General features: G+C 40.3%; 15 protein-coding genes and 1 pseudogene. 13 read left to right on the top strand and 3 right to left on the bottom strand.

From position 1 onward, the window contains the following. Positions 1 to 142: 142 nt before the first annotated feature. Positions 143 to 901 carry a tryptophan-rich sensory protein gene (locus G7B18_RS02735; RefSeq protein ID WP_164110712.1) on the bottom strand — a complete coding sequence of 253 codons (759 nt, stop codon included), beginning with the start codon at positions 899 to 901 and terminating at the stop codon, positions 143 to 145. 30 nt (positions 902 to 931) lie between these two features. Beyond that, the gene (locus G7B18_RS02730; protein ID WP_164110710.1) at positions 932 to 1,519 is read right to left on the bottom strand and encodes a glutathione peroxidase; all 588 of its coding nucleotides are present in this window, start codon (positions 1,517 to 1,519) and stop codon (positions 932 to 934) included. Between the two features lie 346 nt (positions 1,520 to 1,865). On the opposite strand from G7B18_RS02730, the gene G7B18_RS02725 reads away from it, so the two are divergent. The 10 genes and pseudogenes from G7B18_RS02725 to G7B18_RS02680 all read left to right on the top strand — a co-directional run bounded on the left by G7B18_RS02725 (position 1,866) and on the right by G7B18_RS02680 (position 12,185). Further along, entirely contained in the window at positions 1,866 to 2,726 is an 861-nt protein-coding gene (locus tag G7B18_RS02725) for an NEW3 domain-containing protein (RefSeq protein ID WP_164122034.1), read from the top strand. Between the two features lie 52 nt (positions 2,727 to 2,778). Beyond that, positions 2,779 to 3,786, top strand: a complete 1,008-nt coding sequence (locus G7B18_RS02720) for an ABC transporter ATP-binding protein (RefSeq protein WP_164110705.1) — start codon at positions 2,779 to 2,781, stop codon at positions 3,784 to 3,786. Beyond that, positions 3,740 to 4,750: an ABC transporter permease gene (locus G7B18_RS02715; protein ID WP_164110703.1), complete on the top strand. Its 1,011-nt coding sequence runs from the start codon at positions 3,740 to 3,742 to the stop codon at positions 4,748 to 4,750. Before G7B18_RS02720 ends, G7B18_RS02715 begins: the two co-directional genes overlap by 47 nt. A gap of 689 nt (positions 4,751 to 5,439) precedes the next feature. Then, positions 5,440 to 6,879 carry an SDR family oxidoreductase gene (locus tag G7B18_RS02710; RefSeq protein WP_164122033.1) on the top strand — a complete coding sequence of 480 codons (1,440 nt, stop codon included), beginning with the start codon at positions 5,440 to 5,442 and terminating at the stop codon, positions 6,877 to 6,879. Positions 6,880 to 7,161: 282 nt separating this feature from the next. Beyond that, positions 7,162 to 7,710, top strand: a pseudogene (locus G7B18_RS02705) (type IX secretion system membrane protein PorP/SprF); the annotation flags it as partial. Positions 7,711 to 8,333: 623 nt separating this feature from the next. Continuing rightward, positions 8,334 to 8,570, top strand: a complete 237-nt coding sequence (locus G7B18_RS02700; RefSeq protein ID WP_164122032.1) for a hypothetical protein — start codon at positions 8,334 to 8,336, stop codon at positions 8,568 to 8,570. 192 nt (positions 8,571 to 8,762) lie between these two features. After that, positions 8,763 to 9,104: a DUF6660 family protein gene (locus G7B18_RS02695; protein WP_164126254.1), complete on the top strand. Its 342-nt coding sequence runs from the start codon at positions 8,763 to 8,765 to the stop codon at positions 9,102 to 9,104. Positions 9,105 to 9,192: 88 nt separating this feature from the next. After that, the gene (locus G7B18_RS02690; RefSeq protein WP_164122030.1) at positions 9,193 to 9,984 is read left to right on the top strand and encodes a phosphatase PAP2 family protein; all 792 of its coding nucleotides are present in this window, start codon (positions 9,193 to 9,195) and stop codon (positions 9,982 to 9,984) included. Positions 9,985 to 10,448: 464 nt separating this feature from the next. After that, on the top strand, positions 10,449 to 11,729 hold the full coding sequence (locus tag G7B18_RS02685) for an alpha-L-fucosidase (protein WP_164110691.1): 1,281 nt from the start codon (positions 10,449 to 10,451) through the stop codon (positions 11,727 to 11,729). A gap of 51 nt (positions 11,730 to 11,780) precedes the next feature. Beyond that, positions 11,781 to 12,185: an SDR family oxidoreductase gene (locus G7B18_RS02680; RefSeq protein WP_164122029.1), complete on the top strand. Its 405-nt coding sequence runs from the start codon at positions 11,781 to 11,783 to the stop codon at positions 12,183 to 12,185. Between the two features lie 12 nt (positions 12,186 to 12,197). Here G7B18_RS02680 and G7B18_RS02675 read toward each other — a convergent pair whose 3' ends face one another. Further along, positions 12,198 to 13,079: a helix-turn-helix domain-containing protein gene (locus tag G7B18_RS02675; protein ID WP_164122028.1), complete on the bottom strand. Its 882-nt coding sequence runs from the start codon at positions 13,077 to 13,079 to the stop codon at positions 12,198 to 12,200. Between the two features lie 455 nt (positions 13,080 to 13,534). Between G7B18_RS02675 and G7B18_RS02670 the strand changes: the two genes are divergently transcribed. Genes G7B18_RS02670 through G7B18_RS02660 form a run of 3 tightly spaced genes read left to right on the top strand, consistent with a single transcriptional unit; the run spans position 13,535 to position 20,113 of the window. After that, positions 13,535 to 14,887 (top strand): IPT/TIG domain-containing protein, encoded by a 1,353-nt coding sequence (locus tag G7B18_RS02670; RefSeq protein ID WP_164110685.1) that lies wholly within the window; start codon positions 13,535 to 13,537, stop codon positions 14,885 to 14,887. Positions 14,888 to 14,905: 18 nt separating this feature from the next. Beyond that, the gene (locus G7B18_RS02665) at positions 14,906 to 18,034 is read left to right on the top strand and encodes a SusC/RagA family TonB-linked outer membrane protein (RefSeq protein WP_164122027.1); all 3,129 of its coding nucleotides are present in this window, start codon (positions 14,906 to 14,908) and stop codon (positions 18,032 to 18,034) included. 24 nt (positions 18,035 to 18,058) lie between these two features. Next, positions 18,059 to 20,113: a RagB/SusD family nutrient uptake outer membrane protein gene (locus tag G7B18_RS02660; RefSeq protein ID WP_164110681.1), complete on the top strand. Its 2,055-nt coding sequence runs from the start codon at positions 18,059 to 18,061 to the stop codon at positions 20,111 to 20,113. Positions 20,114 to 20,142 lie beyond the last annotated feature (29 nt).

Raw genomic sequence — 20,142 nt, 5'->3', positions numbered from 1 at the left:
TTTTTTCGACTTTTTGGGTGTTAATTCCTCTAGGTCCTTTAAGTGGGCAATAGTATAGATCGCTTATCTATAGAGACAGTAGCAAAACTCTAGTTTTGTACTGTCTCTTATTTGTCAAAAGGCACCTCTCCTGCTACTTTATTCAACTGCTTTTTTTAATGATGTGCACGACCGCATTTACAAATAGGATTATTGCTGTTACTATCGCAGCTAGATAAACAGTGTGGTTGCTTGGTTTATTGGCCATCGCAATGGCAATCAATGCCCAAACTGACACCAAGCCGAACGCTACCATATTTCGTTTCCAGATCATGAATAGATGGATAAGTGCGGCTATTGAAAACATGACAATTGTCCATAATGTCTCTGATACTCCAAATCCTGCCCACTGTACTTTTTTCAAATAGGCAGCTACATTGGCAATTAAAGCTACAGAAATCCAACCTGAATAAATATAGAAAGGCAATCGAAAAAAAATACTTGTTTTCCAATCCTCTATCTTTAATTCCCGTCGCGTATTTGTTATAATTTTTAATAACGCAACAAATAGCAAAACCATGATCGGAATTGTGAGTAAGGTATATTCATACAGCCAAGTTATTACCCATAAACAATTGGCTACACAAGAGATGGTAAACCACCATCCAACATTTGAAAGGATTTTTTCCTTGGCTTTGGTTTGTCTAGTAAATGGACCATAATAAAACACAAATCCGCAAAGTCCTATGAAAATCAATCCCCAAATAGAAAAAGCGTAGCCGGCCGGAGTAAACAGATTATGGTATTTCCCTGAAATCGTAGCCATTGTTTCCCCGTTAAAAAGTCCATTATTGGAGAGGTAGTTGATTCCTATTGTTGCTACCAAAGCGACGATATTCAATATTTGAAGGGACTTATTCATGATTTTTCTTTCGAAAGTATTTTTTAGATATTATTTATCAATAGCGTCAATCATTTTTTGATCTAGTGGGGCTACACTTGATTTAAAATAGTGAAGTAGCTGTCCATCTTCACTAATCAGATATTTGCTGAAATTCCATTCTGGTTCTTGGTCATTCCATCCATTTAATTGTTTGTCGGATAGCCATTTGAATACCTCTTGTTGTTCCGCATTTTTAATGACTCCCGCTTTCTTAGCTATCGGAAATGTTACACCGTAATTTGATTTGCAGAATTGCGCAATTTCTTCATCACTGCCATTCTCCTGGTTTGCAAAGTCATTTGCTGGGAAAGCGATTATCATTAATTTATCTTTGTACGCTTTGGATAGTTTTTCTAAGTCTTCATACTGTTTCGTGTAACCACACTTTGAAGCTGTATTGACCAAAAGCACTTTTTTACCTTTTAAACTTGAAAAATTAAGCTTTTCACCGTTGTTCAGTGTTACGGAAAGATTGTAGAATGAAGTATTCATTGTTGGAATAGTTTTAGTTTCCGTGGATTTTGTTTGTTGACCATTGCAGGAGAAGCCACTCAGTAGTGTGGCTACTATAAATACATGACTGATAATTGATTTCATGGATGTCATTTTGATGTTTATAAAAATTCAAAAATTAGCTTTCTGTTAAATACAGTACAATTATACTAAATAAAAGTTTTTTTGTGTATTATTTTACTTTTGTTTCTTGGTTATGGGTTATAAATACACTAAACTATCTGGTCGACGTGCCTAAAAGATTGCTGCTTTAATTCCTTAGATGTTGATGATAAGTTAGCAGAGTGTAGTACGCGAGATAGAAAAATAAAATTTTACTTGACGTGAATATCTCCAGTAGTTAAATTTGGACTCGAAAACCTAATAGGTACAACTTTTATTCAAGACATTTTCTAAAAGCTATTAATATAAAATTGTTAGTTATTACATTATGTTTAAAGGATTCATTTTTACCGAACGTTTAAAGTCGAGAATTTTTCTATTAACCCTAACTCTCGCATTAAGTAATCTATTAGCTCCCTCAGAGTTGTTGGGGCAAGAAAGAGACAAACCGGAACAATCCAGTTTTAAAGTTCGTCTAATTAATCTGGAAGTACCTTCAACCGATGTTTTTAGGTACAATGGTACGCTCACTAATACCAGCCGTCAAGAGAAAATATACGAGTTACAATCTAATCTGCCCCCGGGATGGACTATTGCTTATAAAACGGAGGGAATGCAGGTGACATCAGTCAACCTAGATCCTCAATCCAGTAAAGAATTGAGCATAGAAGTCACACCGTCCTATACTGCAGATAATAAAAAACACGTCATTCCGATCAAAGCTATTGCAAATGGCGATACGACTACCATTAACTTGCAGGCCGTTATAAAAGGAAGCTATAAAATGGAAGTCAGTACTCAAAATCAAATTTTGAGTGGCAGTACCACAACAGGAAGCAGCAAGGAAATATTCATTACCGTGAAAAACACCGGTACGCTGCCTTTAGAAAATATCGAACTGACAGCACAATTGCCAAACAAATGGGAGTCAAGCTTTGATATCGATAAAATAGAAAAGCTTGAACCAGGCAAAGCCAAGGAAATCAAAGCACATATCAAGGTTCCAGACAAAACCATTGCCGGTGATTACATGATCAATGTATCGGCCAAGAATGGCAATTTAGAGTCCACTTTAGCCTATCGTGTTGAAGTTAAAACTTCTTTGCTGACGGCTTGGTTTGGGATACTTTTAATTCTATTGGCAGTAGCGTTTATATATGTGTTGATTCGTAGATACGGACGACGCTAGATAGTAACCGTATAAAAGATTTTTGTACGCAATTATTCAACCATCATACGATATGAGTAATCCTATTATACAACTAAAAGGGTTATCCAAGCATTATAAAGACAAAATTGCTGTAGACAACCTTTCCCTTGATATACATAAGGGTGAAATATTTGGACTTTTGGGACCTAATGGGGCGGGAAAGACGACCACTATCCTCATGTTATTGGGCTTAGTCGAACCGACTTCGGGTGAAGCATATGTATGTGGTCAGCATACAACGCGGCATCCCATACGGGTCAAGCAGCGAGTCGGATATCTTCCTGATAATCTAGGTTTTTACGATAATATGTCCGCTCTGGAAAACCTTACTTTTGTAGGAAGGCTTAATGGACTAACGGAAATGGAATCCGAGAACAAGGCGATGAAGCTACTTGATGTGGTGGGTTTGAAAAGTAATGCTTTATGGAAGACCGGAACTTTTTCACGAGGTATGAAACAGCGGCTTGGCCTTGCTGATGTATTGATAAAGTCTCCGGAGGTTATTATTCTTGACGAACCGACCTTAGGTATAGATCCTAGTGGAGTCCGGGAATTTTTGGATCTTATAAAACAGCTTAATAAGGAACAAAACTTAACGGTACTTTTGTCGTCGCATCACCTCCATCATGTGCAGCAGGTCTGCGACCGGGTAGGCATTTTTGTCGACGGCAGATTGTTGGCGCAAGGAAATATAACAAGTCTTTCTAAACAACTATTTAATAAAAATGGCCATGTAACCTTACTGGAAATGCAAAAAAATGAAGCTGGGTTTGAAAAGCTAAGACAGGAGATTGCAAAACTGCCTCATATACAAAATTTGAGCATAATTGATAACAAAATTGAAGTAATGTCTACTGTAGAGCAGACCGCTGACATCGTACGTTATGTCGTCCAAAGGGGATACGATCTAATGGGGGTGCAGCAAAAGACTTATGGCTTGGATGAGATTTATCTCGAGTATTTTAAGAACGAAAAAAATCAAGATGTAAACCATGAAAAATCTAAAGGGATATTTAAGAAAAAAAGTTTTAGAAAATAAAAGATATCATGGTGCCAGCTCACCCATGCATGTACTGTTGCGTAAGGAGATTGCAGAGCATATCCGAAGTTGGAGGTTTATCATTCTCGTGATATTGATCATTCTTACTTTTGTAGTGTCAATATATTCGTCTTTAAGTAATATTAAATCAGTATTTGAAGCAACAGATAGTAGTAAGGAATCTTTTTTCTATTTAAAGCTATTGACCTCAACAGATGAATCCGTGCCTCCATTTCATGTATTTCTCAGCTTTCTTGCTCCGATACTAGGCATTAGCTTAGGGTTTGATGCTATCAATTCAGAAAATAACAATGGTTCGCTAGTACGCTTAATGGCCCAACCGCTATTTAGAGATAATTTGATACTCGCTAAATTTTTCGCGCCTTTGTTGATTGTTGCCTGCTTATTTTTCTCGCTCACTTTTCTGATTGTCGGCTACGCCATGTGCTTGAGTGGTATTGCTATCGAGTGGCAAGAGGTGGTACGTATTTTGGCTTTCAATATCAATACCATTTTGTATGTAGGCTTCTGGCTTAGTATAGCTATTTTTTTATCCATCAGGTTTAAGCAACCTGCAACTTCTGCATTGACCGCAATAGGGATCTGGTTATTCTTTACAGTCTTTTATCAGGTCCTAGTCAATATCGCTATAAAAGCGCTCATACCCAATCCTGCTTACCTTTCTCCAGAACAAATATCCTTTTATAATGAACGCATTCTTGACGTTTTGCGGATCTCTCCGAGCCAACTTTATGTAGATGCTTCCACTACATTACTGATGCCTACGGTGAGAAGCTTAGGCCCAGTATCCATGGAACAGATGGTAAGGGCTATACCCAACGGCATAGGACTGAGGGATAGTTTAATGTTGGTGTGGCCACAATTAAGTGGATTAATAGCGTTTACACTATTGTTATTTGCTATATCGTATTATTACTTTATGCGTAGAGAAATAAGATCATGATATTAAAACCAAAAGGGTTCAGCGTAGCTGAACCCTTTCTTGATTTTTCTTTCTTTTCTCCCAATTTTGGAATACCCCCTAGTAACAAACAATTTGTTATTCGTTTTCGATAAGCATTAAGGGTACTATACCAAAACACATGAATCCCAAAGTAAGTGTGTGGTTCCTATTCCAATAAAAAAAGTTTCTTAATTATACTTAAGTTTAGGGTAAATTTTTCGCGAAACAAATGTATTTTAAGGAGGAGGAATAAATTAATAAATTTTTAAAAAATGAGAAGTAAATTATCTGCCAAAGTTTTGTTAGGACTGATATCGGCTGTGACAATATTTCATCTATGTGTTATAACCCAAATAATCCCTTACACTATCGTGTGGGGCGGTTTATTAAAGAATGAAAGAGAGATGTACATTTTCGAATTCTTTTCTATACTGTTCAATTTATTTTTTGGTTTTATCGTACTTATGAAGGGCGGTTTCATCAAACATTATTTCAGAAAAAATGTTATTGATATTGTGCTTTGGCTTTTCATTTGCTTATTTATACTCAATACAATTGGAAATTTGTGTGCGACTACTGCTTTAGAGAAGATGTTTTCAGTTTTAACTTTAATCCTTGCCTTTCTCACATGGACGCTAATTAGGACTGAAAAGTAAAAAAGCGAAAAATCTAGGTAAAAAGAAGGAGGTATGAAAATATTATTAACCGGTGTAACAGGCTATATCGCGAAAAGACTACTTCCAGTGCTTATCGATAAAGGGTACCATGTGGTATGCTGTGTCAGAGATCAAAACCGATTTTCTTACAATCCGGAATTTAATGACCGTTTATCCATAATTGAAGTAGATTTTTTAAAAACAGATACACTTGCGAAAATCCCTTCAGATATTGATGTAGCTTTCTATTTGATTCATTCTATGTCTACCAAGCAGGGCGATTTTTCGAGAATGGAAGAAATCTGTGCCCATAATTTTAAAGACAGGCTATCGAAGACAGCAACGATGCAGGTGATCTATTTAGGAGGGATAAATAATGGACAGAATCTTTCCAAACATTTAAAATCACGGAAAAATGTAGAATCCATTCTTTCAGAAGGGAATTATGCGCTCACTGTATTAAAGGCCGGAATTATTGTAGGATCCGGGAGCGGTTCTTTTGAAATCATTAGAGATTTGGTCGAAAAACTTCCCGTGATGGTTGCACCTAAGTGGTTAAAAACAAAATGTCAACCCATTGCTATTAGAAATGTTATTGAATTTCTGGTGGGCGTAATTAACAAGCCTGAGACTTATGACAAAAGTTTTGATATTGCAGGCCCGGATATTTTGAGTTACAAGGAGATGTTACTGCGGTATGCCCAAATCAGAGGTTTGCAGCGCAGGATTTTTATCATCCCGGTGATGACTCCGAAACTATCGTCCTACTGGCTCTATTTTGTCACTTCGACATCATATCCTTTAGCCCGAAATCTAGTAGATAGCATGAAGGTCGAGGTGATTGCACAGCCGAATGATTTAATACACATGCTTCACATAGAGGTTATTGATTATAATACTTCTATCAAACTTGCTTTTGAAAAAATTGAACAAAATAATGTGCTTTCGAGTTGGAAAGATGCGCAAAGTAGCACTATTTTAAATCATGGTATAGTTCGTTTATTAAAGGTTCCTGAGTACGGTTGTTTCAAAGATGTGCGTAAAGTACAACTTAGTGCGGCCGAAGGTCCTCTTGCTAGAATATGGTCTATTGGGGGGCATGTAGGCTGGTACTATGGAAATTGGCTTTGGGAGATCCGAGGTTTTATCGATCAACTCGTAGGCGGGGTAGGTATGAGACGTGGTAGAAAGAGTGATTTGGATTTATACCCTGGTGACGCGTTAGATTTTTGGAGGGTGCTGATAGCCGACAAAAGTGAAAGAAGATTACTGTTATATGCAGAAATGAAACTTCCGGGAGAAGCTTGGTTAGAATTTAAAATCGATCAAGACAATGTGCTCACACAGACAGCTACCTTTCGCCCGTTGGGGATTTCGGGGAGATTATATTGGTACGCCGTTTTACCTTTTCATGGGTTTATTTTCAGAGGAATGATTAACCGCATAGCTGCTAGAGATAGAATTTCCACATGAAAATAGTAGAAGAGAATGCCCTATCTGTCGCATCGATTTAACATGTGTCAGTTTTTTCGAAGTTTTTTTGTGTGGTAATAAACGGTTGTTGCTAAACCCGTAGAGGCTTTTTGTGTTTTGTCCTAATACCTGAGCTTTATAAGTATTTCAGTTGATATGGAAAAAGGAGGGGGAAAGCCGCCTGCAATTGGACCGTTCCGATGAACATCGACTTGCTTTTGGGGGGGGGCTGGAGGGGTAACCCAGTACGGTCTTGATGAGAATAAGCTAACCTCTGTCGATAAAGGAGACTTTGTCCTACCCGCTCATATGTTCACGACATGGCGGCCAGATATCCGTTTGAGGGTGTATTATAGCAATCCAAAATGGTACGCTGGGGTATCCGTTCAAGATCTTTTTGCGAATAGCGATAGTGGCGAAGATTTTCAGTTCAATCAGAACTCGCTCGAAGGTCACTATCGAAAAGTACATGGTTATTTCATCGCAGGGGATTTATTCGAATTGGATCCAGGATTGCTTCTTAGACCTAGCTTGTTGATCAAAGATGATTTTAAGGGGCCTACCTCGCTAGATCTTAATGCGATGTTTATTTTTAACGGCAAATTTTGGATTGGAGCCGGATATCGGGCGCGTGCCCAGATTTTTAACCAGGTGTACAATACAGCCTCTGTCAATAAACTTAGCTTGCTGAATTCGCTTTGTGGTATTGCACAATTTTATGTAAGTTCAGAGTTCCGAATAGGGTATTCCTCAGATCATATGTTGAACCGCATGAATGGTTTACAGAATGGTACGCATGAACTTACTTTAGGCATCACCTTCGGGCCTTGATACAATCAGATACTGAGTCCAAGATATTTTTAGATATAATTTGTACTGTTCTAAATGGATTATTCACATGAGAAATAGATCTTATTTAAATAAAAGAAGCGGTCTGCTGTGGCTCGCTTTGGTTACGGCTATGGCACAAGGGCAAGAACAGCCGAGTATGTGTAGCCGCGCCAATATGTTGTATAAGTAGATGCAGCATGCAAAGGCTGCATCTGCATACGAAAAACTCGTTGATGTAAAAGAGCCGGCTATAAAATCAATGGAGCGCTTAGCGCATATTTATTATTATATTAAACAATATGATCTCGCTGAAAATTGATATGCAAGCGTTATCGATCAACAAGGCGCTTCAAAAGAGGCTCGCTATAATTATGCTGAGGTATTAAAGCAGCAGGGGCAAATATGCTGAGGCCAAAGTGCAGTACAAGAAGATTATCGCTGATAACGGTCAGCAGCCGGAATAGCTAGCTGCAATACGTGGAACAGACTCTGCCCAAGTAGGGATGCGTAAACCTACGCCCCATACATTGAGAAATGAACAGTTCTTGAATACCTCATTGGCCGAGTTTGGTGCAGTACCCTATTCCAAAGGAATCTAGTATGAAGCAGAATCCAATTGCCTATTGAAGACTAAAAGTGGAAGGACTGGGCATGCCTTTTTAAAAGTATATAAGGCAGATCGTCAAACGGATAGTACACTGGCTTATCCGGATCAATTGAGATCATCCATCAACGATTCTGTCTACCATATTGGCCCTGTATCCACGAATGCTAGCGGGAATGTATTGTATGTAACTGCTGCACAATGCTATGGTGAGCGACGGCTTGTTGAATCAATGTGCACATGGGGTAAGGTGTAGTGTTGCAGAACATCAAGCCAATAGACGAACAGAAGTCGAAGTTTTAGAACGTTAATGTATAAGTAATTTTACATTTTGTTTTAATAGTTGCAAGCTGCCTCAGATTTGCTGAGGCAGCTTTTTTATTATAAACCGGTTTTGTCTTTTATCAATTGTATTGATCTCTATAGTTTTTTTATTATTTTTGATTCGATGAGACTGTTAATGAGCCTTATGTCGGTTTACATGTTGTTCCTCACTACAATTCCCTGTAGCGATAGTCTCGCTCGTATACTGTGCGACCACGATAATACGTTTACGCTCCACATGGAAGAGATCGAACAGAATGTACATTCAGAAAGCGAACAAGATGCCTGTTCCCCATTCTGCGCCTGCGATTGTTGTGGTATTAAATTATCCTCTTATTCGTTGTTTTTAAGCGAGTGGAAATTGTTAGCACTATTTTATGATAATTACCGTCCTCCGTTTAAAAACATTGGACATGACAGTTGGTCGTCAATCCCGGTATGGCAACCTCCGCAAATGGATATTTAAATCCTCACCCCATTTTTTGTAGGGTTACTTTTCAGGAATAGCAACAATTGCTATTTCCCAACCTATTGTCCATTTTAAACATTAAGAAATGACTGTTTTCATTTTAACGAGAGCACAGTATGCGTTTTTATTGCTCTTTACCATACTATTTTTTAGAACTACCATAAGCCAAGCGCTGTCGGTTTCCGACTTATCGGATAGCACCATGATGCATCATCAATCAGACAGAACGTCAATCTATAAAAGATGGGTTGTCCCGAGTGTATTGGTGTCATATGGAGTCGTTAGTTTTGCTGTACCTCAGCTAAAACAGATCGATGTATCGATCCGCGATGAAGTGTTGCATGAACAGTTTAGGCGTACTTGGATTGATGACTATACCCAATACGCCCCCGCGGCTGTTGCTTTGACTTTGAACCTTTGCGGTTACAGTGGGCGTAATACTTTTAAAGAGGCTTTTTTTATTTACGGTACATCCCAATTGTTGGCTGCTGCAGTAGTGGTCCCTAGTAAGTATTTAATCGGAGAGCAGAGACCAGACGGATCGAACAACCTTTCATTTCCCTCTGGGCACGCGGCTACAGCCTTTTCATCAGCACACTTTATGTATAAGGAATACCGTGACCGAAATTTTTGGTTGAGTGTATCGGGGTATCCTTTTGCTGCATTTACAGGGATTTATAGGGTCATAAATAATAAGCATTGGGCTAGCGATGTAGTCGCGGGTGCTGGTATCGGTATTATTTCGACTGAACTCGCATACCTGCTCTATCCAAGATTTTCGTCTCTATTTGATGGGAAAGACAAGAAGAATTCCGTTACAGTCATGCCTTTTTATCAACAAAACAAAGCTGGTGTTTCACTGCTTAGGGTATTTTAATAAACCGGGGTGTGCTATCGTTAAAAAAAAGCGCAAGCCCCAATTTATTTGTATGTTTAAGGATATGAGCCTCGTTGTATTTTGGTGATCAACTTTGCTGAAAATCTGTTCACAATATGCTGACGGGTCCCCCCTTGTTTGCAAAGAATGTTCGCTCGTTTCCATCGAGTGATAACTGAAACCCGACGATCATTCACATTTTTGGGGTTGTTCTGTTACTTACTGTCTGAGTTTGAACGGTTGTATGTCCGTATAATGCGTTATTGAATAGTTCTATTTTACGCTTGACGCAAGATAACATTATGGAATGTTGTGAAATAACAAAATGTAAAACGCGGATACGCCACCAACGTCAATTTTGGATTAGCATCCACCAATATAGGCTAAGCCTATAAAATCATTCTTTGATAGTTTTGGATTAGCCTACATGTTACTATGTACGGTTTACGATAATAATAATTTTTATGAACCTATTAAAGCATTTATTGTTGGCAGCAACGCTGCTTTTTTCGTTCGGTTTTATGGCTAAGGCACAACAAGTTGATCAGCAAGCGCTGCGTGCCTTTATGGAGAAGCGGTTTGGTCTTTTTATTCATTGGGGGCCTGTGTCGTTACGTGGTACAGAGATCGGTTGGTCCCGCGGACATCAGGTGCCGAGTGCCGATTATGACCAGCTGTACAAGGAGTTTAATCCCATGTTGTTCAATGCAGAAAAGATTGTCGCCATGGCCAAAAGTGCAGGTATGCGTTACCTGACCATTACAGCCAAGCATCACGATGGATTTTGTCTGTGGCCATCAGCATTTACCGACTACGATATAGCGAGCACACCTTACAAAAAGGATGTCATAAAGGCGCTAGCTAAAGCGTGCAAAAAAGTGGATATAGCGTTCTGCATTTATTATTCGGTTTGTGACTGGTATCACCCCGATTATCCGATCCATCGATCTGGAGATAAGCAGTTGGATCCAAAATCCAATATGGCCAACTATGTACAGTATATGAAGAATCAGCTCCAAGAGCTGGTCACCAAGTATGATCCGGAGATGCTCTGGTTTGACGGTGCTTGGGAATCCCCTTGGACAGAATCTATGGGCAGGGAGGTATATTCGTTTCTCAAAGAATTGAAACCTGCACTGATTGTCAATAATCGCCTCGGCAAAGAGATCGCGGCTGTAAATAACAAGAAGATCGATGTTAGTAAGATGATTGGCGACTTTGACACACCTGAGCAGGTCGTAGGACACTACAACCTCGAGCTGCCTTGGGAAAGCTGTTTTACGCTTTGTAAACAGTGGTCATGGAAAGCAAACGATGAGATGAAACCCCTAAAGCATTGTCTGGATATAATCTCGAAGACCGCTGGTGGAAGTGGTAATTTGCTGTTGAACATCGGGCCTATGCCCGATGGGCGTGTAGAAGCAAGACAGCAGCAACGTCTTTTGGAAATAGGGAAGTGGATGAAGACCTATGGTGTAGCCTTATATGGAACTACGGCGGGACCGTATGCTCCTACGGAAGATTATACGACTACCAGAGGTGAAAAAACCTTGTATATCCATATCCTCAATACGGCGAAGACGGAGGTTCAGCTACCGGCATTTACCTTAGGTAAGGTCGCCAAGGCACAGGTGATCGATGGGGAGTCTGTCGATGTTCAGGTCAAAGGGGACAGTCTTTTATTGAACTTGCCGCATCAGCGCAAGGATACGCAGAATTATGTGGTTGCGCTTTCATTGATGTAGTATAGATTTTTCTGTAAAGCAAATAATACCTAAACAATACGATTATATAACATGATAAAAGGATTTAAGATCCAGGACAGACGATTTCCCCTACAGGTAGGGGCGGGGAGTGATGCGATACATAAAGACCCCATTTACTCTTATGCGGTCACGACATTGGTCGATGCGTTGACCAAGTCCATGGCAATTGATTATGCTAAAGATGGCATCCGCGTCAATACGGTACTGTCTGTGGCTGTCATGACACCTACCTTAAAGCAATGGATCAGTGAACAGGAGAATTCCCGTAATATGAATCAGTTTTTAGAAGATATTCATCTTTTGGGCTATTGTCCAGAGGGGGGTGTTATAGCAGATGCCTGCGTGTTTTTGATTTCTGATAAAGCACATTTTATCACAGGGGTAAGCCTGCCTGTGTCGGGAGGTGCCGAACTGGGGTATAGACGTAATGTCTAAAGGATTACCGTTTTATTGAGGTAGATTGCTAATAATGTCCTGTTTGTATTGACTCGGTGTTTTTTGTTTTAGAGATTTGAAAATCTTATTGAAATTGGATAAGCTGTTGAAGCCACAGGAGTAGGCGATGTTGTTAATCTGATCATTATTTTCTTGTATCATTTCGCAGGCATGCATAATGCGCACTTCATTGACGAATTGGATAAATGTTTTCTGTGTTCGACTCTTGAAGTAGCGGCAAAAGGCATGTTTGCTTAAACTCATTAGCGAAGCCACTTTTTCAAGACTTATCGCTGTTCCATAATTTTCAAGCACATATTGAAAGACCTTATCAATACGTTGCATATCTTTTGGTATATAATTATTGGTATAACTGGTTCCAGATAGGAATGTAATTTCTCTTGTCTCCGTTAACTCATTTATAAGATGGAATAATAGGACTGTTTTTTGCATGCCTGTTGCTTCTACCATCTGTTGAAGAATGGTTTTAATTTTTTCCTTGCTCGCTCCGTGAAAAATAATACCTCTTCGCGCTTGAGTTAAGAATTGTGTGAGTTTGGTCGTATCGAAGAAAACACTAAGATGTTGTACCAATCGTTGTGGATCAAAGAATAGTGCGATAGAATAAGCCTGATGTTCATTTTCTTCCGTTAGGTCTGTCGTATCATTATGCCATACATGAGGAAGGTCGGATCCTAAAAAAGTCAACTCATCGTTGTCAAAGTTAGCGATATTATCTCCTATCATCCGCTTACCTTTACTTTTTACGATATAGGTCATCTGACACTCTTTATGAAAGTGAAATTCCGTGGAAAAAGTCTTCCTTTCGGTAATCCGTACGGCAAATATTTCTTGCCCGACGGTCTCAACTACTTTAGCGAAAATAGGTTTCATCCGAATTTAGTGTTTAATGTGCTCGTACGATGTCTGTACCGATGCTAATGCTAAAAATAGATATACTTAGCGTAAGTATAAAATTAAGGGCAATATAGTGTCATCCTATTGAGAAACCGATCTCTTTGTTGCAATACTTTGTTTCATTTGCTTTTTTAAAGAGCTTTCTTTTTGTACTCTTTCGTTTATTGATTGTTTTTTGAGGTAGATGTTAATCTTAATTTAACGCAAGGTTAAAGATAATATAACGCCTTTATTGAGGGTTTGTGCAAGGGTATTGGCTAGTTTTGCATCGTCAAAAAGACAAACCGTCAACCGGTATTAACTTGTATTGTATGTTTCTGGTGATTTCGAATTTTGTTGAAATGTTTTTGTTTTGTTTCTTTTTGAAGCTGGTGACTCTTCGAAATGAAGTTTACTCCTCAACCCGTGAGCATAATTAACCCATATATGTTATGAAACAACGTAATCTATTAACACTTCCTTTGTTATTGTTGCTGTTTTTCTCTTCTTGCAAAGAGGATTCTGCATCAACACAGAGTGAGCATGATCCCAACAAACCAATCGTGCTGACCTCATTTTACCCTGCAGAAGGTGGGGCAAAAGACAAAATCCTATTGAACGGTGAGAATTTTGGTTCTAACCCTAAGAAAATCAAAGTTTATTTTAACAATGCCAAAGCAGCTGTAGTTTCAGCTAGTGGAGGTCGTGTTTACGCTATCGTTCCACGTTTGCCAGGAGAAAATCCAAAGATATCGGTAGTAATCGGTAACGATTCTGTTGTATACGATAATACATTCGCCTATCATGTACAGGCACAGGTGACTACAGTTACAGGAACTGGATCTCGAGAATTTATCGCGGGTACGCTGGATCAGGCGCGCGTTTGCGCCAAATACCTGGAGCTGGATGCCGAAGGAAATCTCTTTATGACCTGGCGGGATGGTAAAGATAATGCGAAATATGGCGTAGGTAGAGTCAGTGAGAAGGAAAACTTGGTTACGGCTATGTATCAGGTAAAAGAAAGCCCTTATCCTTATGCGAATGGAGTTACAGTGGACAGAAAGACTGGAGTAATGACGGTCTCGCATGAGTCTGTTGTTGAAACATTTTTCTCGTTCGATCCTATTGAAGGTTGGTATCCGCGCCAGCGTAATGCCAAATTTGCTCAGGCCCACGGTATACCCAATGGGGATCAATATATGAACTTTATTACTTTCAGTCCTTATGATGGTTATCTCTACAGCCGCTCACGTGATGGAAGTGTGATCAAAATACATCCAGATACGTATGAAGCGACACTGGTCCATAAAGGATCAAAAGCAGCAGGTTCTACATGGCCTTATGGATCACAGTACGGACAAGGAATCAATCCGGCAAAACCATGGGAGCTGTGGATGACACTCCACTCGAATGCCAGTCCGATAGAATACCGTCAGGGACTTATGGTGCTGGATCTAAGGCCAGAGCATATCGGTAAAGGGTTTCGTCGAGTGAATGGTACAGGGGGAAGCGATCATCGCGATGGCCCATTAGAAGATGCTATATTTAACTACCCAAAGGATATTAAGTTTGATAATGCTGGTAATATGTTTATAGCAGATTCGGGCAATCAATGTATCCGTATGGTATCAGCCGATGGAATCGTTACGACTGTAGCAGGTCAGCCTAAGGTAAAAGGCTATAGAGATGGTGGTCCGTTGGAGTCTATGTTCAATGAGCCGTGGGGAGTAGCAGTCAATGAACAGGGCGAAATCTATATTGCTGACTATGGAAACTCACGGATTCGCAAACTAGTTATTGAATAATTAACCTAATTCTATATCATGAGGATTATTTACATTCTGTGTATGCTACCGCTATGCCTATGGTTTACGGGGGTATTTGCACAACAAACAGAAGAATTGATAATTACAGGTACTGTTGTCAATGAAAAAAATGTACCTGTACAAAGTGTTTCTATATACATAAAGGATAGACCTGCAGGAGCAGCATCTACCGATCAGAACGGAAAATTCAGCATTAAAGGGATATATGGCGATATGTTGGTATTCAGTTATGTAGGTTACGAATCGATAGAGCATCTCGTTACAAAGTCGGAAGCTAATTTGAGTATTAAGCTTACGGACAAAAGTCTTGATGTGGAAGAGGTGGTAGTTGTCGGTCTGGGGGCTAAGCAACGGAAAATCAGTTCGGTAGGAGCCATTACCACGGTAGATGTCAAGCAATTGCAGAGTCCAGCTCCATCGATGTCCAATCTTTTGGGTGGACGCGCTGCGGGAGTGATCTCGATGCAGGCATCCGGAGAGCCAGGTGCTAATATTGCCGATTTCTGGATACGTGGTATTGGTACATTTGGAGCAAATGCCAAAGCACTAGTACTTATCGACGGGTTGGAAGGTGACCTGAATACAATTGATCCGGCAGACGTCGAAAGTTTCTCTATTTTGAAGGATGCATCGGCAACGGCGGTATATGGTGTGCGTGGTGCGAATGGGGTGGTTTTAATAACGACCAAAAGAGGTACGGTAGACCGTATACAGATTACTGCGCGAGCTAACTCTACACTCTCTACGCTTAATAGGTTGCCTAAATATCTAGGTGCTTATGACTATGCAAAGCTAGCTAATGAAGCAGCTTTCTCGCGTGGAGAATCACCGATATATAACCCTACTGAATTGGGGATTATTGAGAATGGGCTAGACCCAGATATGTACCCCGATGTCGATTGGCAGAAGGAGATTTTGAACAATAGCTTCTGGCGCCAGAGTTATTATGCCTCAGGGCGTGGTGGATCCGAAATCGCACGTTACTTCTTGAGTCTCGGTGGTAAGAGTGAAACGGCTGCCTATAAAGTAGATAAAAATAGCCCTTATAGTTCCAATGTAGGATTCAATACCTATAATTATCGTGTAAACTTGGATTTGAACCTAACTAAAACGACCAAAGTATATCTGGGATCGGACGGATATTTATCCAGACTATTACAGCCGGGTATCTCAAATACGGATTATATATGGAGAGCACAATCTAGTCTGACCCCACTGTCAGTTCCTACAAAATATTCTAATGGTTTGTTTCCTGCGGCAGGAGGAGGGGAGCTTTCATCGCCTTATGTATTGATCAATCGTACAGGCCGCGCTTCGGAGGAGTGGTATAAAGGCAAGACTACGCTAGCTATAGATCAAGATCTGACCAGCATATTAGATGGTCTTAAGTTACGTATGCAAGGAGCCTATGATATTCATGCTAATTTTAACGAGCGCCGTTGGGTACAACCGGCTCTTTATCAGGCGATGGGTCGTAATTATGACGGGTCGCTTATTATGAAAGAGACGGTACAGGAGAGATCGGCTCAATATCTTAGCGGACAGAGGCAGTTTCGTAAATACCACTTCGAAACTACACTTAACTATGACCAGAAATTTGGAGAAGATCACCGTACGTCAGCATTGCTGTATTATTATATGAGTGACTCTAAAGATACAAGGAAGGCAACAAATAATCTTACGGCTATTCCGGAACGCTATCAAGGGGTGTCTAGTCGATTGACTTATGGATTTAGAGATACATATTTATTGGATGTCAACTTTGGATATACGGGATCGGAAAACTTTCAGCCTGGACGTCAATATGGTTTCTTCCCTTCTGTAGCTTTGGGTTGGGTGCCGACAGGTTATAAGTATGTACAGGAGAAAGCTCCTTGGTTGGATTATTTTAAGATCAGAGCTTCTTACGGTACGGTAGGTAATGACCGTATCACAGATGACATACGTTTCCCTTATCTGACTAAAGCGGATCAGTATATCAGTAATGTATGGGGAATAGGAGGTGTAGAAACAATTGCTGAAACCCGTATCGGGGCTGATAACCTAGCCTGGGAAAGAGCTGTAAAAGCTAATCTTGGAATCGAGGGTAAACTCTTCAATAACAAAATTGACTTTGTGGTAGACTTCTTTAAAGATCAACGTAACGGTATATTCCAGCCCCGTGTGCAGGTTCCTGAATATGTAGGGGTTATTTCCAACCCTTGGGCTAATGTGGGACGGATGTGGAGCGCAGGAGCAGATGGTAATATTAGTTACAATATGCAGATAAATCAAGATATGGGATTTACGGTGCGGGGTAATTTTACCTACTCTAAGAACATGGTGCAGAACTGGGAGCAGCCTTATATGGAGTATTCATACCTAGAGTACAACGGATTCCCTTATGGTTCTATCCGTGGTTATCAGTCTCTCGGTTTGTTTAAGGATGAAGAAGATGTCAAGTATAGTCCCAAACAAACTTTTGGAACAGTATTGCCCGGTGACATCAAGTATAAAGATGTAAACGGAGATGGAGTAATCAATACCTTAGATAAAGTACCATTGACGCACAATGACTATCCCTTAACAATGTTCGGATTTGGTGGTGAATTTCGCTACAAGAACCTATCGGTTGGGGTCTTGTTTAAGGGAACAGGTAGTACACCTTTCTACTATGTGGGAATGCCTAAAAAGTATAAAGATGTCACAGAGATCAATGGAAAGGGCTATATGCCATTCTATAATGGTAGTGAAGGGAATGTAATTACTATGGCTAATGATCCTGCCAACCGTTGGATACCCCGCGAATATGCTTTGCAGGAGGGAATGGATCTGTCCTTAGCAGAAAATCCGGATGCCCGTTTTCCTCGTTTGCAATACGGTAATAATGAAAACAACACCCAGTTGTCTACATTCTGGAAGGATGATGCACGCTATATAAGACTACAGGAACTAACGGTTAATTATCGGGTCAACCCTAATTTTCTTAAGCGCGTAGGGGTTAAATCTATGGATCTACAGTTTGTAGGAAATAACCTGTACATCTGGGATAATGTCAAAATATTTGATCCTGAACAGGCTGCCTGGAATGGACGTAAATATCCAATACCGTCCACTTATTCAGTGCAGGTATATGTTAATTTTTAATACGATTAGATATAGATCAACGATATGAAGACGTCAATAATCATAAAGAGAATAGCGAAAGCGGCCTTTATTATTCAACTGTTTTTTCTGGTGACATCCTGTAAGGACTACCTGAATATCGATAATTATTTCGATGATGAATTTAATATAGACTCCGCTTTTAGTAATGCGCGGAATATGGAAGCTTATATGTGGGGAGCCGCAGCTATGTTTCCAGACGAATCCAGAACGATAAGAGGAAATTATACGCCGGGACCGATGGCTACAGATGAAGGTTTTAACGGTTTGACGGGGGCGGGAACTACCAATATCTATTATGGGATGGATTTTGCAACAGGGAATATCACTCCAGATAAATTTGGTGGGCTTAATCAGTGGGGCAATTATTATAAAATAATCCGTAAGTGTAATCTAATCTTGCAGAATCTGCAAAAGCCAAAGGATATTACTTCGACAGATAGGCTTCGTATAGAGGGGTATACCCGTTTTATCAGAGCTTATGCTTATTACAACATCTTAGTGGATTATGGCCCTCCTATTTTATTGGGCGATGAGGTTGTAAATACCAATGAAAGTATGGAATACTATGACCGTCCGAGATCTACCTACGATGAGGCCATGGAGTATACCTGCGCTGAATTTGAGAAAGCGGGTACACTAATGCCTCCTGATGTCGGTCTTTTAAATTTTGGACGACCTACTCGAGGTGCTGCTTTTGCTATGATCGCTCGTCTACGTTTGATACATGCTAGTCCTTTGTATAATGGAGGTAATGCAGCGCGCTCTTACTTCGGAAGCTGGACGCGTAAGACTGATGGTGTGCATTATGTATCACAGCAGTACGATGAGAGTAGATGGGCCGTGGCAGCGGCAGCTGCGAAACGTGTTATGGATATGGGGAAATACCAGTTATATACTGTTCCTGCAGACAACCTGACCGCTCAACTACCTTCGGGGGTAACTTCGGATCCAAATTTCTATGGATCATATCCTAATGGTGCTTTGGGTATAGATGCCTTCAAATCCTATTCGGATATATTTACCGGTGAGTCTGTTGCGGCGATTAATCCGGAGTTTATCTGGGGAGTTAGTGCGCCCTATATCAACTCGGACATCAATCAGGGGGCTTTCCCGCCTACACTGGGTGGATGGGGGCGTTTCTGTGTGACGCAGAAAGTAGTGGATGCTTATCTGATGGAAGACGGACGTAGCATACAGGAAGCTCGTGGTGATACCTATTTTGAAAGCGTAGCCGATCTACCTGCAGGCGGAACTTTTAATGACCTCTTTACGGAGCAGTCTAAAACTTTCTCTGGATACCCACTCAATGCTGGTGTGTATAAAATGTACGCAAATCGTGAAATGCGATTTTATGCCTCTGTTGGTTTTAACGAAGCCGTATGGCAGGCATTGTCAACGTCTGATGCTGCATTACAGAATCATACTGCGAAGTATTATTTTCAGGACCTTGATGGCCGTGGTGGTGTATCTGCGAGCTCACCTAACTATCCGATTACTGGATATATTATTAAAAAATGGGTTCACTCGTATGATGCAAAAACTGGTACAGGAGCTCGCACACTTCCGAAATTCTACCCTATTATCCGGTATGCGGAGATCTTATTGTCTTACGCTGAGGCATTGAACAATCTGAACGGTAGTCATACGGTCAAGATGGGAGAGAGAGATTATACGATGTCAAGAGATGTGGAAGAGATTAAGAAAGCATTTAACCAGGTGCGCTACCGTGCAGGTCTACCAGGATTGTCTCCAAATCAATTAACTTCGGCGGCGACTGTTCAAAAAGAGCTTGTACGTGAACGTATGGTGGAGTTTTTGTGGGAAAATAGACGTTTTTACGATGTACGTCGTTGGGGAATGTATGAGGAAACCGAGCGTGAACCTATTATGGGAATGAATCCGGATGGTGCGACTAAGGAAGCGTATTATAGACGTGTGATCCCTGGGACGTCATCTTTCTTGACAAGAGAAGTGAACAAGAGATTGAATTGGGTACCTATCCCGCGTGCCGAAATGAGAAGATTGCCTTCTGCGGATCAAAACCCAGGATATAATTAAAAAAGTAGTACCTGAAAACTAAAGAAATA

Origin of the sequence: Sphingobacterium sp. xlx-130 (assembly GCF_011007405.1) — a bacterium.
GTDB lineage: Bacteria > Bacteroidota > Bacteroidia > Sphingobacteriales > Sphingobacteriaceae > Sphingobacterium > Sphingobacterium luzhongxinii.
The sequence above is the reverse complement of the archived record's forward strand: the minus strand, read 5'-3'. Positions and strand labels throughout refer to the sequence as shown.